This is a genomic window from Kordiimonas sp. SCSIO 12610, from assembly GCF_024398015.1.
Taxonomy (GTDB): domain Bacteria; phylum Pseudomonadota; class Alphaproteobacteria; order Sphingomonadales; family Kordiimonadaceae; genus CANLMI01.
Map to the genome: position 1 here is coordinate 667,584 of NZ_CP073747.1, position 16,885 is coordinate 684,468.

The window sequence follows — 16,885 nt, forward strand, 5'->3', positions numbered from 1 at the left end:
GCTAACTCTAGTGATCCATTGTGAGGCTATCTTCAAGTCTTTCAGACTCGCGTTTAGCACGGCGTTCAATATAAGTGCTTAAGAACAGACCAGAAAGTGCAGCGACCATTCCTGACATTGTCGGAATTGTTGCTTTTGATACACCATCGGCCATAGCCCGAGCGCTTGATGATCCAGTGTTACCAAGTACGGCAAATACTTCGATCATGCCTGTAACCGTTCCCAAGAGGCCGATTAACGGGCAAAGCGCAACGAGCGTCTTAATCAGATTAACACTTTTATTAAGGTCATGGTTTACTTCTGAAATCATCGCTGTGCGGATTTTATGGGCATACCATGATCTCCGTTCCCTGCGTGATTCCCAAGCTTCCACAACCCGGCTTTTCTGCTTTCTATATTCAAGCGAGAAATACCAAAGTCGCTCAACGATAAGCACCCACATAATGAACGTGACACCGAGGAGTAGGAACAGGATTTCACCACCCTGTTCCATAAAAGCCCGGATCGCGTTGAGGGCTTCGCTAAGCATTCGCGCCCTCCTTCTCGGCGTGAACAGCAATGATACCAGCTGACTGCTCTTCCAACACATGAATGATGGATTTAGACGAACCAGAAACAAAGCTGTGTAGAAGAAGTGTTGGGATCGCTACAACAAGACCTTCCACTGTTGTGATAAGGGCCGCAGAAATACCACCAGCCATCGCTTGTGGGTCACCAGCACCAAAGAGTGTGATCGCCTGGAAGGTTTGGATCATACCTGTAACCGTACCGAGCAGACCAAAGAGCGGTGCAACAGCAGAAATCAACTTAACAACTGTCAAGAAACGCTCTAGAGCAGGTGTTTCTTTTAGAATTGCTTCGTCAAGCTTAAGCTCAAGCGTTTCAACGTCTACGTTTTTGTTGCTTTCATAAACGGCAAGGACACGCCCCAGTGGATTGTTTGTGTTTGCTTCGTCTTTGCGAATTTGACTACGAACTTTACCGCCAACAACAAAGAGATATAGCCACTGAATAACAGCCAATAGTACACCAATTGCACCAAGGCCAAGTGTAATGTAACCAATCGGTCCACCATTAGCCAGGTGATCTTCCAAGGTCGCCTTTTCAACTTCAATATTTAACAGCTGTCCGCGAGTTGGGTCTAAACCCAAACCAACGATGTCACCAGAAGAGGCACTCTGAAAACCATCAACGGTACCGGTGAAACGGCCAGAAGGCTGACGTGCAAGCTCCTGAACATCACCGTTATTGGTTAATGTGTAGTAGCGACCATTTCCAACAAGTCCAAAGTCTCCAATACGGGTTAGATCAATAACTTCTTTATTGCCATCATTACGACCAACTTCATGCTGGAAAGTTTTGATTTGGCCCGAGCCAATCATTTCAAGAAGCATTTGAGCCGGCCATGCTTCGATATCTTCGATCGTTGGAAGCTGTGCATCATCAGCAGCTTTAGCAACGAGAACGTTGATCGGGTCCATACGATTTGGATTATCGATTGTTACATGTGAGCCAGAAATAACAGCGCGGGCATCACCTGCAGCCTGCTGAAGAACACCAAATAGTTCTTGCAACTGACCTAAGCGATTTCGTTGAATTTCAAGTTGGTTAGTGATTTCTTGCTCGTTAACACGGCGCTGCTCTTCCAAACGAGCACTTTCACGCTCTAGCTGAGCTGTTGTACGACGCTCCGCATTCAAAAGATTTTGTTGCTGCGCCTGGTTCGCACGGAACTCAGCTTCGCGCTGTTTGTGAGCAGCTTCTTCATTCAGCGTGCCGTCTTGTACTTTCTTTAAAAGCGCATCAAGGTCAGCTTGCTGTGCCTGAGCAGTGACAGAGAATCCTGCGAGGACGATTGCGGCGGTTGCGATAAATTTTTTCATCTTAATTCCCCTGTGTAGGCGCTGCTACAGGCAGTACGAGAACGTCTTTTTGTACAGTGTTACCAGCCATACGACGAAGTTGGCGGACAGCACGTTGATATTCGTTATTTGTTACCCATGTACTATTCGTCTTATCCCAAATCGCGGTTTCTGAACCATCTTTTGTTTGATAGTAGAAACCAACACGTCCGAGGCGAACAAAGTTTACACTCCGACCATCATCCAAAGATCCTTCATAGGCATTGATTGTACGGCCATACTGTACTTCGCGCTTGTACTCTTCAAGAACGAGGCGGAAACGCTCAGGGTCACTGATATTTGGATCGTCCATATAGTCGCGTAATTTAGCAACGCGTTCTTTACGATCATCGATTTGGAAAGGTGTATCGATTGATACAAAATCTTCCAGTTGGTCGATCATACGTAGCATCAATGGTGTAATCTGGCGTTTAATTTCATCGATCTGACCAATTGATGTTTTAATTTTATTGATTTCAGCAAGTTGGCGGTCAATTACACGTTGTTGCTGTGTATTGTATGCACGTAAACCAGCGTTTTCTTTTAGTGATGCTTTGTAATCACCAAAGATTCTTGAAGTTGCATCAGAGATTCCATCGATAGTTTGCTGTGATGCTTGAGCGATTTTATTGCTTTCGTCTACTTCATCAATAACTGACTTGAGGCGAGGGTCTTGCGCATTTGCAAGGCCAGCTCCAAGAACAATAGAAGCGACAGCAAGTGTTGAGACAGCTATACGTTTCACTTTAGCTTTATCCATTTTCTGCCCACATGGGTTTTATTGATGCCGTATATAAACCCAAAGGCCACATACGGCGGTTAAACCATGCAAAGACTGTTAATATCATAAACTTAAAAAGCTTATATTAATCGGCCTTTACCCTAAAAATCAGGAAATGATCAAAGCGCATGTTATCCACACAACGAAAGTTGTAGAATAATTTTTATGCACCTCTAAACCTAATTCTCCCAATTTGCTGACTACTCTAAGCGTCGAATCATTTACAGATTCGTTAGCTCATGTGCTTATTGTTGCAACCTATATGAGGTATAACCTCTCACAAGCTGTTGTTTTTCTTATGTTACTTGAGGGCATGTCACGAGTGATACACTCTCAAGTCAGCAACGAGCAGCCAAGCTCGCTGCCTATCATCCAAGAATCTTTCACAAAGCCAAGTGAAAATTTTATTTTTCTTACATTTAGCCAGAAAAACGCCTCATTCTCGGTAGTACGTCTAAATTATTATTCATTATGTAATAATATATCATTTTAAAATAAAGTCAATATTATAAAGGAGAAATAATATCTAAAATCGGTCAAAGAGGTGAATAGAGATACGATCTACGTGCTGAATTACGTAACGTCGAGTGTGATCAAGATTTGGTGTAGTTGATATCGAGATCAACGTTGCTGTGACTTGATATCTTCTAAAATAGATAAAATACCGTGCCACTGATTCTCTGTACTGATTCTGATGGCGCCGTCCAGGCCCATATGATCGCACAGCCTGCTTGCTAACATTTTGGCATGTGGTGAAGCGTTTGCATTGCTGAAGTGTTTATTCAGGTCGTCAGTGCCATTTGCGCGTTGATGCATGTATCATCCATTGATTATTTATAACTTTAGATCATCGATCATGTATTTGAATCTACATACTAAAGTCTAAAATCGCGTTAACAAATAGATCGGATTTTTGCGGATATTTGAAATTAATCACTCATTTCGTCTTGCTTGACACGAATAGAGAGCGGATCAAGGCCGGAAATCTGTATTTCTATTTGATCACCGTCTTTAAGATACTTTGGTGGCGTGTATCCCGCCCCCACACCTGCGGGTGTTCCGGTAAGGATAATATCACCGGGTTGGAGCTCTGTAATATGGCTTAAGATATGTATCGTTTCCTGAGTTGAAAATATCATATCGTTGATGCGTCCATTCTGCCTTTCGCTATCATTAACAACCGTCCTAATGGTAGTGTTCTGATCAAGATCAAATTGTGACGCGTGTGTTAATGTTGGGCCAATGGCGCCAGAGCGGTCAAAGTTCTTTCCGAGCGTAAACTGGCTGGTTCGTTTTTGAATACGGCGTACTGTCCCATCATTCGCAGTTGTATAGCCAAAGATATACTTTTCTGCATCACGTTCGGCAATGTTTGAGCAGGATTTGCCGATGATAACGGCAAGCTCGCCCTCATAATCGAATGAAGGTTCAGACGACGGGAAATGGATTGTCGAATTATGCGCGCTGAAACTGCTTGGGAACCGAACAAAAATATCTGGCGCTTCCGGTCGCGCCTTTTTGAGGTCGTTTTCACTCACACCCATTTCTCTCGCATGGTCACGGTAATTTTTCCCAATGCAAAAGATTCTGCTGTTGCTGCTGAGAAGGGGTAGCCATACAGGCTCCATAAGGTTTTGCCATCCAGTATTTGCAAGCGCATCCGCTACAAGTCTATCCCAGTTGACCTTTTCAAGAAAATGGCACAAGTCATCACTTAGTTTAGGGGATATCATACTGATAGGGAGATAGTGCTGCTCTGCTATCAAGCATATCTTTTCAGTATCCTCGATTAGAAGGCGTGCAAGCTTCATGGTTTTTACTCTTATATCTCATAGCCGGGGTCAAAGGTCACTATTGTTAAACCACGCACACTATTACCAAGCGCGATTATGCTAGCACGCTTTAGGTCATCGTGCGTTATAGTTCGTTCAATAACATGTTCCTGTTCAATCAACCTTTGCCTTAAAACGCCATTAAGTAAACCAGACGATTGTGTTGGTGTAATCCATTCCCCGTTTATCAGTACGAAAATATTGTGGATGGCGCTTTCAGCAATTTCACCGCGTTCATTCAGAAATAAAGCATCAAAATATCCGGCTTGCTGCGCAAGCTGAAAGCCTTGATCGTAGATCGCGCGGTTTGTGGTTTTGTGATAAAGGAATTTATCTGAAGAACAGGCTTTTTGTTTTGAAATAGCAACCTTGAGTGATTTGTCAGTAGCATTAGCTTTAACATCCATATCTTTCAGGCTGGTCACAACAGGGCTACGCAATATGGGCACACTGGTGATCGAACATGCACCATGCTTGTCGAGAAGCAATCGGATACGAAAATCAGTTTCAGAGTGATCGAGCTTTGATATGTGTGTTAATAAATGGGTATTGATTTCCTCAACGTCACATCGATAGCCAAAGTAGGTTGCGCTCTTTCGAATACGCTGCAAATGCTCATCCTTGAATAGACAGGCCCCGTTATGACACCGCAAGGTTTCGATCAAGGAAAATTCTGAAGTTTCGTTGGTGATGAAGTCGGCCTTTAATAGGCATTCATTATATTCATCCTCGATATTGCTGTCGGTTACAATTCCGCTACCGATATGAAAGCGACCCTTATAGTTGGGAATACCATTAAGACTGTTGATTTTATCTTGTTCGATAACCAAGGTTCTGATGGGGACATTGAATTGCCAGTCCAGCCCATTTGGGTCAGTTGTTGGGGCGATATAGCCGATTGCACCACAGTAAACACCGCGTGGTGCAGTTTCCAGTTCCGCAATAATCTCCATTGCGCGTATTTTCGGAGCGCCTGTTACAGAACCACATGGAAAGATCGCTTTTAACATCTCTGATACATTCAGGTTTGGTTTTGAGCTGCCCTTGACAGTTGATGTCATTTGATGAAGCGTCGGGTAGGTTTCAATGTCAAACAAGTCTTCGACTGCAACAGACCCCGGTTCTGAAATACGTGATAAGTCATTGCGCAGTAAATCAACAATCATCAGGTTCTCTGCCCTGGATTTCACATCCGACCGTAAATTTTGGGCGCGCTTATAATCATTCTCATATGATGTGCCGCGTTTTGCGGTTCCCTTCATTGGTTTTGCAGTTAGATTAGAATTCTTCTTTGCAATGAAAAGTTCGGGGGAGCGCGATAGGATTTGATGTTTGCCTGTATTGATATATGCGCCGTAAGCAACGGGTTGGGTTCTTCGAAGGTTCTGATACAGCGCTAACGGGTCACCTGATAGGTCAAAAGCCACAGGCATTGTATAGTTCACCTGATACACATCGCCTGACAGAATATAGTCTTTGATGGCTTCAACAGCACGTACATAGTCCGCTTTCTTAACCTGAATATCAGGTTTCGATAGACTTACATGCCGCTGGTTCCCCCGATTGGAAGTGTTTAGAAAATTTTCCACCTCCGCAGGAGAGAGGGTTTTCTGGCTTTTTGTCGCCATCATCCAAATCAGGGGCTCGTTGCTTTTTTGTTTGTATAATGATCCTAGTCTGGGTTCAAAAGCATAAGCGCATTCATAGGCAAGCCATCCAGCCAGATAATAGCCTTGCCTAGCATATTCCTCGATTTCCAGAATGGCGTCTTCAATTTCGCTGAAGTCGTTGGCTTTGATGATGTGTGCCGGGTTTGTAAAGAGTATCGATCGGTTGGGTTCAAACGGTTGTCGATTATCGTCGAGCAAAACCAGCGGAGTATGTCTTAGGTCATCGGGAGCCATCGTTTGAAAGCAGTCTTTAATATGATTAGCGTGCTTGCTCTTTGTATAGATCACCTTGTGAAGGTCAATCGACTTCTTAGTCTGTTAGCGTCGTTTCGCGAGTTTGATATGAACGGCGCGTAACTTTACATCGCCAATAACCTTTGCTTTATGTCCGTGAATGTCGGCAGAAAACTCCTGTCCAACTTTTATGTAATCGCCAGCGATAAACTTATCCCCAGCGACGAAGGTTTGAGAATTACCATCCTGAAGGATTATTTTTAAAGCCCCTGCCAGAATAATGATCATGGTGGGATCGCCAGCCACATGCCAATCGCTTTCATAACCCGCGTCGCTTTCACGAAGGCGAAAATTTACAGCATTGATTTGTTCAGATATGAACATCCCACCGTAGGGGGTGAACTCATACTGTCGCTTCTGAAAGCGAGAGATGTTATCTTGATCAATAATGATCTCATAGATTTCTTCGCCGCGATCCTTTGGCGATGTGTTTGGTATGGATGGCATGGCAGCTTACTCTTGTGACCTATAGGCCTTCGATAACATTAATTGACTTGAGGGCCTTCAGATACTCAAGAACACTCTCAAGGCTGACGGGACCAAACTCGGCCGATAAGATATTTCTGATTTCCTGGACGCTGCGTTTACCGTCAACCAGGTTTAAAGCTTCGTACCCATAAGCACCGCTGGCACCCCAGAGGTTTTTCTCTTTCGGTAATGATAGTTTGGCGGCTTCATCTGCGCCTAAATTTGCGGTCAGGTAATTATAGCCAAATGCAAACATTGGCCCTTTCAGGTCTTTGTTGCGTTTGAATACATGATGGCCATCCTGCGAACTCGGCGCAATTGGCTTATGTGTGGCTAGGCCTTTTAGTTTATCGATCAGCCTAAAGATTGCATTATCGGCTTTCAGCCCGCTCGACCGGGCAATGGCTTCCTCATATTGCCAGTGATAGTGCCATAAATTACTGGCTTCATTCGCGTCCACCTTGCTGGCACGTTCAGCGGTTATTGCGGCACGTTTTAAAATCGCGCTCCTGCTAACAGTGATATAATCTGGTGTAATGCTCGATTTTGCCGTTAAGGTCCCCCAATTCGATAAGGTCAATGCGCTCGCCGCGCCAATAAATCCTGCGCGTTTAAGTTTCGTTGTGTCGATATTGGCAGGTGTATCAAAGTTTGTATGAATGAAACGGTCTGGCCAGTCATGGAGATAAATAGAAGGAATTGCAAAAGAGCTGTCGCTATAAACCTGATGATCTGAACCAAGCGAGAAGCGGCCGGTAATAGCGCCTTGTGCTTCGCGGCCACCATCTTGTGCAACAAGTGGATAAGAAACATCTTCACCACTGGCAAAGCGTTCAGTTTGGTCATTGACTGCAAGTGCAATTCCCTCAGCAACATCATTTACAAAGGAGGGTCTGCTGGCTGGTCCTCTGGATACTCGGAAGATTGCCTTGGTTACACGGCCGCCACCAACCATGTCCATATGAATGACCGATTTGATAGAATCAGCAAAATCAGGCCGTGCATTTAAAAGCGCAATGGTTCCTTCAATTTCTGGCGGCCAGAAAAACAGAATAGGGCGGGCAGGTCTCTCTAAACTACCATTTTTAATACCCAGCATAAGACTGCGCGCAATTTCCAAAATTGTGGCACAGCCCGAAGCATTATCATTTGCGCCAGGGCGTTGATGATCTAGGTGGCAAGAAAAGGCGATGGCTTCATTAGCATAAGCGGGGTTAGCGCCGTCAATTCGGCCATAGACAATATCATAACTGCCTGTTGATCGCTCTGCATCAACTTGTGCCTGAAGCTTCACGGTTTTACCATCACGTAATTGCTTCTGAAAGGCTCTGGCCTGTCTAAGCGAAACCATAATGCCGAAGGTTTTATTAGCTCCAAAACTATCGAGGTGTCCCCACCGGATCAGACGATCGTCTGCTTTCCACCATGCGCTTTTCTGATTCTGCGCGTAACTTATAATGCCCGCAGCGCCGTATTTTGTGATGGCGAGGGGAGCGGTGGCGCCGGGTTGTGATGATGTAAGGACAAGCTTGCCTTCTATGTCTTTGCCTTTGAAATCGTCGTCTTGGACGCCTGCACCAACATCAACAAGTTCAGCGGTTACATTACCGGAAACACTGTCCTGCGCTAAAATCACGGGATTGTCGGCATAACGTGCGATCAAGGTGCGACCATTTTCCTCCAACTGCCAAAGCTCTGCACTTTTGGCATTCCAGGCTTTGCGGCTTCGCTGTGTTCCATAAAACGTTTCGCCGTCTGCGGGGAGCGATAGCAGTTCGACTTGATCCAGGCCTGCCTGCTTTAGCTGGTCTTTAATATAGTTAGCGGCCCTTTTATATCCAACGGAACCTCGCATGCGGTGGTGGCGGGTTAATTCTGTAAGATCGTGTTTCGCACGCGTTCCAGAGACTGTGGCCTGAAGAAAGTCTGCGGTTTCTTTGTCGGTGAACGGTATCTCGTTACCATTGCCGTATGCTGTGCCCGTCATTAAAGCCACGATTAGTATAATAACGATTATTCTTTGATATAGCATGCTCGCCTCCCTTGGTTGGGTCAGACTAGAGGACGATAAGATTATCATCAAGAAATAGAAGGCGTGAAAAAGCGCAGATATTCCGTGTTTTTTGTCTGTTCCGAACGAATGAGCAATTTTCTCGGTGTTACAAGCATTGAAAGAATGCGGTTTAATTGGCATTTACCTCTCGAGCGAACGGGCTTTCTTCCCCGTTAGGCCAAAATTGGAGATTAGACATGAAAATTATTCGTAACTTTTTGGTACTTGCTACCGCGTTATTCGGTTTCGTTTCAGCTGCATCTGCTGACGTAAACACTGTTGCTGTTGGCGGTTATGACGCCGTTTCTTACCACGGTGGTACACCAGTTCGTGGTTCTGGTAACTTCGCGTTCAACTACAATGGTTCAACATACCTTTTTGCTACTGAAGCAAACCTAAACAAATTTAAAGCTGCTCCAGCTAAATACGTTCCAGCATATGGTGGATACTGTGCATACGGTGCGGCTGTTGGTAAAAAATTCGTAGGCGACCCAACTGTTTGGAAAATCGTTGACGGTACTCTTTACCTGAACCTTAACGAAGATGTTGCAAAAGTATGGAACAAAGACGTTCCTGGTAACATTGCTAAAGCTGACGCTCAGTGGAAAAAAATCGCTGAAGTAGCGGCTGAAGACCTCTAAGGAAACTATAAAACTGACCCCCTTTCAGTTATAGCCTATTGGCGTACCTATACCCGTATCGTTTATTCGATGCGGGTATTTTTTCACATACAGTTGATGCTTTTCCGGTTGCAGGCGCACCGATGACATGATTACCTAAATTAATGAAGCAAAAATATTGTTAGTTATATGGTTGGAAAAATTATGCTCGGTATTGGAATTTTGATTGCGCTGATCGTTGTTGCGCTTTTTATGATGCAGGCGCCTACAAGTTGGACAAAGGGTGAAGTAATCACGACGCCGGAAGAAAGCTTTAAGGATCTTCCGGATTATCCGTTTGAAGCAAACTATGTCACACTTCATGGTTACCGTGTCCACTATGTGGATGAAGGTCCCAAAGACGGGAAAACTGTTCTTTTGATGCATGGGCAACCGTCTTGGAGCTACCTGTATCGTCATATGATTCCCTTGCTTGCCAAGCTTGGATACCGTGTTATCGCACCTGATCTGGTGGGATTCGGGAAATCAGACAAGCCGCTTAACCGTGATGATCATAACTATCAGATGCATATCGATGTTATGAATGCGTTTATGAAAGAACTTGACCTCAGCGATGTATCCTTGTTTGCTCAGGATTGGGGTGGTTTGATTGGGCTTCGTATGGTTGCGTCTGCGCCCCAGCGGTTTGGCCGAATTATGCTTTCTAACACCGGATTGCCCGCAATGGGCGGTATAAAGGGCTGGCTATCCTATCCGCTTTTTAAATTGATGGTTATGAAAGAGGGCAAGCCTGAGACGATTGCCGATAAAGGCGAGTTTCGTTTTACCCGTTGGGTTGCGTGGGCAAAACACACACCTACGTTTGACCTTGCTGGTCTTTTCCAGCAATCGACGAGTCGTGAACTTTCTGATGTGGAACTGGCGGGCTATGCTGCACCGTTCCCGGACGAAAAATATATGGCGGCAATCCGTAAATTTCCAACAATGGTTCCGTCCCAGTTACTGCAAAACCAACGCGTGATGGATGAGGTCTTTGCCAAGTGGAACAAGCCGTTTCTGACAGCGTTTGGTGATAGTGACCCGGTTACGAAAGGGCGTGATAAAATCTGGCATAAAGTGGTGCCAGGTGCAGAAGGGCAACCGCATACCACAATTAAAGATGGTGCCCATTTCATTCAGGAAGATAAGCCAGAAGAATTGGTGGAAGTGTTTGATAAATTTATCAAATCGGATGCATGAACCGATCATATATAGTGATTAGAAATTAATTATAAAAAGGCTGCATTTTCTGTAATGCGGCCTTTGTTTTCAGTTAATGATATAGAAAATCAACGGCTAGGTGTTTTGTTAGTGACCTGTTTTGGGTCTCTATTAATGCACCATTTCCGGCGTGTTTCGATTATTGCGTCTGTATGCACCCGGGCCTTCACCAGCAATTTTTTTAAATACGCGGCTGAACGCGGCAACAGATTCGTACCCTACTTGTGAGGCAACCCATTCAACCGATACATCATTTTCGATAAGCATACGCTGGGCCTTTTGGATACGCCAGACGGTAACATATTGCATGGGTGTAAGGCCGGTTAGTTTCGAAAACTGTTCGGCAAAGGCCGTGCGTGACATACCAGCGGATTTTGCCAAATCTTCTACGGTCCAACGGCAATTGGGCTCTGCGTGCAGGGCGTTCAAACTCCGGCCAATTTTGGGGTCCGTGACCGCGGCTATGAAGTTCGCTTTGCCGGTTTCCCGTTCACTCCAAAGGCGTACTGTATGGATAAACAGAATTTCAGACATTCGTTTCAGAATTTCACTATAGCCGAGTTTGTTATCGCCTGCTTCGCTTGCCATTACCAAAAGGGCCTGGTTGAACCAGGGAACACTTTCTGCTTCTTCTTTTTTGATCAGAATATATGAGGGCAATTGTTCTAAGAGAGGGTGTTGGAAACCGCTATCAAACTCAAAATGGCCACAGACAAGACGGGTAATGTCTTCGGATTCGCGGTCACCCAACCGGAAGGTTCCATCATCATCGAAAGTACCATCATCATGACTGTTGAGCATCGTGGAGCTATTATCAATATTGTCGCGCATTTCATGGGCAGCCCCATGCGGGATAATAATGAAATCCCCGTCTTCTATTTTGATGGGGTCAGGACAGCCGGCCACTGTAATCCATAACGATCCTTGCGTAACAAGGTGAAACCGTGCGGTATTTTGGTAATGAGGAACTTTTACACCCCAAGGACTTCCAAAGTTTGTTGTAAAATACAGACAACCTTTGAATTTCAGAACATCAAGAATGTCACTTAATACGTCCATTGTTCCACCCCTTTATCGCTTATTTATCACTGTGATTGGTTACAATATTCGTCCATATGATGATGATTTTTTATAGGGGAAAGTATCCTCTGTCTAGAGGCGTGTTGGACGAATGAGCAAAAAAGCCGAACTAACAGACATTGATAACATCGGTAATTGCCATAATATGGTTCAAGTCAAGCACGCACATAATGTTTGAAACGGTTTATTGTTTTGTACGGCGTGTGTGTGATGACCAAGTTAGATTCAAACATTTAGTTATCATCAAGCCCCTTGTGTTTGGATCATTGGCCCCGTCTTTTTCCCGTACCCTTGGGCGGGGCCAATTATACTGATGATACATGAATATCTGATAAGATTTCTTCGCCAAAGCATGTTAACAGGGGATTATGAATATGTCGTTTCAAACCATTAGCGAACAAGCGAAGGCGTGTGAAATATGTAACGCGCACCTTCCTATGGGGCCGCGTCCTGTCTTCCAAATTCATCCAAATGCACGTGTGCTCATCGCGGGCCAAGCGCCCGGTATAAGGGTGCATGAAACAGGAATTCCCTTTAATGACCCCAGCGGTAAGCGATTAAGGGAATGGATGGGGATCGATGATACGACATTTTACGATGCTGAAAAGGTTGCTATCCTGCCAATGGGGTTTTGTTATCCCGGTACTGGCAAAAGCGGTGATTTGCCGCCAAGGCCAGAATGCGCTGATAACTGGCGACAAGCTATGTTGGATTTAATGCCTGATATCGACCTGACGCTGGTTATAGGTCAGTATGCGATTAAATGGCACCTCAAGGAGCGTGCTCAAAAGAACCTGACCGAAACCGTTCGCAATTGGGCAGATTATTTTGATGATGGGTTGATGCCGCTTCCCCACCCAAGCCCGAGGAACAATATCTGGCTTAAGAAAAATCAATGGTTTGAGGGCGATGTTTTACCCGCGATGCAGGAAAAAATACAAAAGCTTATTGGATAGCAATGCTAACGGCTTAGTCGTTTTTCACATAGTCCTCGAACGCATTTAAAAAGCGGTCGATTTCGCCTGCTGTATTATAGTGTGTGGGCCCGACACGAATAACGCCGCCTTTATCTAATAACCCCAAACGCTTGATAGGCTCTAGGGCGTAATTATGACCGCTCCAGATCGAGATTCCCCGCTTGGCCATATATTTTGCAACATCATCCGGATGGTGTTTGTCATGTATGAATGAAACAGTTGAAACCCTGCGCGAGAACGAGTTTTTATCATCAATGCCAATGATTTTGGTTCCCTTAATCGATTTAACTCCGCTGATGAGTTGATCTGCTAACGTCATGTCATGTTGGGTCATTTTCCGAACGCCAGCCTGAATATCGGATTGGAGTTCGTTTCTCCCTGATAAGGCGGCTTGTAAGTCACCGCCGAACGCACTACCGACCCACTCAAAATGCTCAAGCGCACCAATAATGCCTGCCAATGCTTCCCGGCTTTCAGTGCCTGTCACAAATTTTTCAGGGAGTTCATCAGATGATACCCGAACTTTGTAGGCCTTTAGTTTTTCGAGCAGGGATTTGCGTGCCCACATTATGCCTTGATGGGGACCATAAAATTTATAAGACGAGCATACCAGCATATCACAGCCGATATCCTGAACATCGATAATACCGTGGGGGGCATATTGTACGGCGTCAATATACGTGATTGCGCCGACAGCTTTTGCCGCCGTCACAACTTGCTTTACATCTGTAATTGAACCGGTGATGTTGCTGGCATAATTTACGGCAACAATTTTGGTTTTCTCTGTGATGACTGTATCAAGATTGCTTAGGTCCAGTTCGTATGTATCCGGATTTAAATCAATCCACTTGATGGTCAGGTTCTTCTCTTCCGCGAGAAGAAGCCAGGGTGCAACATTCCCTTCATGATCCATGCGGGTCAAAACAATCTCATCGCCAGCTTTGAGGGTATGCGCCAAAGAGCGTGTCATCATAAAGGTTAGCGTGGTCATGTTTTGACCGAAGAAGATTTCGCGGAAGTCATACGCGTTTACAAATTCCGCAGCGATTTTGTGTGCGTCAATAACAAGCGCTTCGGCGTCCTGGGACGTTTTGAAAAAGCCACCAAGGTTGGCGTTATAATCTACCAGCGCTGCATTCATTAGTTTGAGAACACGGTTTGGTACCTGTGTGCCCGCTGGATTATCGAGAAAGGCAATTGGTATATCATTCCATGTACGCTTAAGAGCAGGGAATTCAGCGCGTACTTTATTGATATCATACTTCATTGATATTGAGCCCTTCGTCGAGTCGATCGATCTATTAATACTACAAGGTGAAGCAACTAGGCACTAAATACAAAGCAAGCAACATTTCACTGAGCTTGCTTTGTTTGGTTACGTATTCAATCTTTTGCGCGTTACGCGACCTTGATTGAGCGATAGAGTTGGCTGCCTTCTTCTGCAAAGGCATTTGCATTGTTGATCGCGTCGGATATTGATCCAAGATTAGTATTAATTTCGTCAACGGCGCTTGCAGCAGTTTGCATATTTGAAGTGATCTCGCTTGATGTTGCGACTTGTTCTTCAACGGCGCTTGCAACGGATGTTACGCTTGATTCCACTGAAACAACCGCGCCTTTAATCCCTTCAAGGCGGGAGACAACATCACCACTGATACTTTGCATACCCTGAATTTCATCAGAAATCTGGGCAGTTGCATTCGCAACCTGATTGGCCAGTGACTTCACCTCGCTCGCGACAACCGCAAATCCCTTGCCTGCTTCACCGGCACGTGCGGATTCGATCGTTGCATTGAGGGCAAGCAGGTTAATCTGACCAGCAATATCCTGAATAACCTCAACGATATTGTTCATTGCGCCAGCCGCAGAAGAAAGCTTCTGCGTAGAATCGTCCGCATTGGTTGCTTCAACCATCGCTTTCTCAACTTCCATTCGCGACAGTTCCATGCTGCGGGCAATTTCCTGCGCAGATGCCTGAAACTCTTCGGAAGCAGACGCAACAGATTGCACAGTTTGCAGCGTGTTGCTGGAAGCATGAGTAGCAGATAGCGTTCTTGAGTTGGCGTCCCCGACTGAGACTAATATTTTTTCAAGGTTACTGTCCACAACCTCACCGACACGCGATGCTTCTTCGCGGGCATGCACCTGATCAGTAATATCTGTGGCATATTTTACAACTTTAAACGGCTTCCCATCGGGGTCGAAAATCGGATTGTATGACGCTTGAATCCAGATTTCTTTTCCACCTTTTGCGACACGCTTAAATTCTGCTGATTGATATTCGCCGCGCGCAAGTGTTTCCCAAAATCTTTGATAGTCGGTGCTATTGCCGTAGCCTTCCTCAACAAACATTCTGTGATGTTTGCCTTGTATCTCAGGCAAGCTATAGCCCATCGCGTTCAGGAAGTTATCGTTGGCAATGCGAATTGTTCCGTCAAGGTCAAACTCAATAACAGCCTGCGCTTTGTGAATTGCATCCAACTGTCCGCTATAGTCAGCCGCTTTTAGAACCTGGTCTGTAACATCCGTCGCATATTTAACAACTTTAAACGGTTTTCCATTTGGATCAAAAATTGGATTATATGATGCTTGAATCCAAATTTCTTTGCCGCCTTTAGCAAATCGCTTGTACTGGGCAGAGTGAAAATTACCAGCAGCCAAGCTTTTCCAGAAATTAGCGTATTCACTACTGAGTGCATAATCGGGATCAACGAACATTTGATGATGATGTCCGCGTATTTCATCCATAGAATAGCCCATAGCATTCAGGAAATTATTGTTGGCGTCTAGAATGTGCCCTTCAAGGTCAAATTCGATAACGGCCTGCACGCGGTTAATGGCTTCAATCTGACCGTGATAGTTCGCGTTTTGCAAGGTTTGTGCTGTAATATCTGTTGCATATTTAACAACTTTAACAACATTGCCTTTTTTATCCATAATCGGATTGTAGGACGCTTGGATCCAGATTTCACGGCCGCCTTTTGCAATCCGCTTATATTCCGCAGATTGGAAGGTGCCTTTCGCTAGGCGATTCCAAAATTCCTTATATTCGAGTGACTGTGCATATTCAGGCGTGACAAACATTTTATGGTGCTTGCCCTGAATTTCATTCAGTGAATATCCCATGGCGTTCAGGAAATTATCGTTAGCACTTATAATCGTGCCGTCTGTTTTGAAATGAATAACAGCTTGCGACCGATCAAGTGCTGCCAGAATGGCATCGGTTTCAGCAGCTGATTTTTTCATGGATGATTTTGTGGTTCCTGGTTTTGTAGCAGAATCAAATTTATTTGTTTCCTGACGATTAAATATTGCGTCAAACATGCATCTTCCCTTAACGACCCCTAATGATTTAAACCCCTAGAAAAAATAGTGATCCAAACCAAATCGTAATTCGTAGTCCCATAACGAAGCCATATTTATCGCCAAGAAGTTAAAATTATGTTATGATTTTAACTGTTAGTTCAATGTTTTAAGGGGGTAAAAATGCAGCTAATGCGGGCAATTATTGGGGTACTGCTCGTCCTCACCTGTTCTGCTTGTAGCCAGGTATTCCATAATAAAAAAATTTGCAGCGCTGAAAGCAAAGTGCCGCACATATCCTCTTTAATGATGAGGGCGTGTTCGGGTGACCGTGATACTCAATATGAATTGGGCCGTTTGTTTGAAGAAGGAAGCGAAGTTCAGCAGAATTATCAGCTAGCCTTATCTTATTATAAACTTGCGGCGACGCCGAGTACTGGCCAAACTCATATTTATGTGCCGGGTGCAGGCAAGGTTGCGGGTTATGTTATGCCAGTCCAAACAGGTGCTGCGCACCCAGGTGACGCAAGGGCCAAATTCCGATTGGGTATCATGTACCGGGAAGGGCGCGGCGTGAATGCTGACCCTGATAGGGCAGAACAATATTTTTCTGAGGCTAGAGCGCAAGGAGTTACTGAATAAACTC

General features: G+C 44.9%; 15 protein-coding genes. 4 read left to right on the top strand and 11 right to left on the bottom strand.

The genetic code is table 11. From position 1 onward, the window contains the following. Positions 1-7 precede the first annotated feature (7 nt). The 8 genes from KFF44_RS03100 to KFF44_RS03135 all read right to left on the bottom strand — a co-directional run bounded on the left by KFF44_RS03100 (position 8) and on the right by KFF44_RS03135 (position 8,978). Positions 8-529 (bottom strand): MotA/TolQ/ExbB proton channel family protein, encoded by a 522-nt coding sequence (locus tag KFF44_RS03100; RefSeq protein WP_255937117.1) that lies wholly within the window; start codon positions 527-529, stop codon positions 8-10. After that, the gene (locus tag KFF44_RS03105; RefSeq protein WP_255937119.1) at positions 522-1,883 is read right to left on the bottom strand and encodes a MotA/TolQ/ExbB proton channel family protein; all 1,362 of its coding nucleotides are present in this window, start codon (positions 1,881-1,883) and stop codon (positions 522-524) included. The genes KFF44_RS03100 and KFF44_RS03105 overlap by 8 nt, the downstream gene beginning before the upstream one ends. 1 nt (position 1,884) lies before the next feature. After that, a complete protein-coding gene (locus tag KFF44_RS03110) occupies positions 1,885-2,661 on the bottom strand; it encodes a DUF3450 domain-containing protein (protein ID WP_255937121.1) in 777 nt (258 codons plus the stop codon). Between the two features lie 642 nt (positions 2,662-3,303). Beyond that, positions 3,304-3,498, bottom strand: coding sequence for a hypothetical protein (locus KFF44_RS03115; RefSeq protein ID WP_255937123.1), 195 nt, complete (start codon positions 3,496-3,498; stop codon positions 3,304-3,306). A 113-nt stretch (positions 3,499-3,611) separates the two neighbouring features. Beyond that, positions 3,612-4,493, bottom strand: coding sequence for a fumarylacetoacetate hydrolase family protein (locus tag KFF44_RS03120; protein ID WP_255937125.1), 882 nt, complete (start codon positions 4,491-4,493; stop codon positions 3,612-3,614). A gap of 11 nt (positions 4,494-4,504) precedes the next feature. Continuing rightward, positions 4,505-6,418 carry an aminodeoxychorismate synthase component I gene (gene pabB / locus KFF44_RS03125; RefSeq protein WP_255937127.1) on the bottom strand — a complete coding sequence of 638 codons (1,914 nt, stop codon included), beginning with the start codon at positions 6,416-6,418 and terminating at the stop codon, positions 4,505-4,507. 84 nt (positions 6,419-6,502) lie between these two features. Next, the gene (locus KFF44_RS03130; protein ID WP_255937129.1) at positions 6,503-6,925 is read right to left on the bottom strand and encodes a hypothetical protein; all 423 of its coding nucleotides are present in this window, start codon (positions 6,923-6,925) and stop codon (positions 6,503-6,505) included. Between the two features lie 19 nt (positions 6,926-6,944). Then, a complete protein-coding gene (locus KFF44_RS03135; protein WP_255937131.1) occupies positions 6,945-8,978 on the bottom strand; it encodes a M28 family peptidase in 2,034 nt (677 codons plus the stop codon). Positions 8,979-9,196: 218 nt separating this feature from the next. Here KFF44_RS03135 and KFF44_RS03140 point away from each other — a divergent pair, with 218 nt between their 5' ends. Further along, positions 9,197-9,640 carry a YHS domain-containing (seleno)protein gene (locus KFF44_RS03140; protein WP_255937133.1) on the top strand — a complete coding sequence of 148 codons (444 nt, stop codon included), beginning with the start codon at positions 9,197-9,199 and terminating at the stop codon, positions 9,638-9,640. Between the two features lie 183 nt (positions 9,641-9,823). Beyond that, a complete protein-coding gene (locus KFF44_RS03145) occupies positions 9,824-10,858 on the top strand; it encodes a haloalkane dehalogenase (RefSeq protein WP_255937136.1) in 1,035 nt (344 codons plus the stop codon). 132 nt (positions 10,859-10,990) lie between these two features. On the opposite strand, the gene KFF44_RS03150 is transcribed toward KFF44_RS03145, so the two are convergent. Further along, a complete protein-coding gene (locus tag KFF44_RS03150; protein ID WP_255937138.1) occupies positions 10,991-11,938 on the bottom strand; it encodes an AraC family transcriptional regulator in 948 nt (315 codons plus the stop codon). 389 nt (positions 11,939-12,327) lie between these two features. Between KFF44_RS03150 and KFF44_RS03155 the strand changes: the two genes are divergently transcribed. Further along, entirely contained in the window at positions 12,328-12,915 is a 588-nt protein-coding gene (locus KFF44_RS03155) for a uracil-DNA glycosylase family protein (RefSeq protein WP_370691122.1), read from the top strand. 13 nt (positions 12,916-12,928) lie between these two features. On the opposite strand, the gene KFF44_RS03160 is transcribed toward KFF44_RS03155, so the two are convergent. Together KFF44_RS03160 and KFF44_RS03165 are read right to left on the bottom strand one after the other, a co-directional pair. Further along, a complete protein-coding gene (locus KFF44_RS03160; protein ID WP_255937144.1) occupies positions 12,929-14,203 on the bottom strand; it encodes a cysteine desulfurase-like protein in 1,275 nt (424 codons plus the stop codon). A gap of 131 nt (positions 14,204-14,334) precedes the next feature. Next, positions 14,335-16,182: a PAS domain-containing protein gene (locus KFF44_RS03165; RefSeq protein ID WP_370691138.1), complete on the bottom strand. Its 1,848-nt coding sequence runs from the start codon at positions 16,180-16,182 to the stop codon at positions 14,335-14,337. A 240-nt stretch (positions 16,183-16,422) separates the two neighbouring features. Between KFF44_RS03165 and KFF44_RS03170 the strand changes: the two genes are divergently transcribed. Next, positions 16,423-16,881, top strand: coding sequence for a tetratricopeptide repeat protein (locus tag KFF44_RS03170; RefSeq protein ID WP_255937150.1), 459 nt, complete (start codon positions 16,423-16,425; stop codon positions 16,879-16,881). The last annotated feature ends 4 nt before the right edge of the window (positions 16,882-16,885 follow it).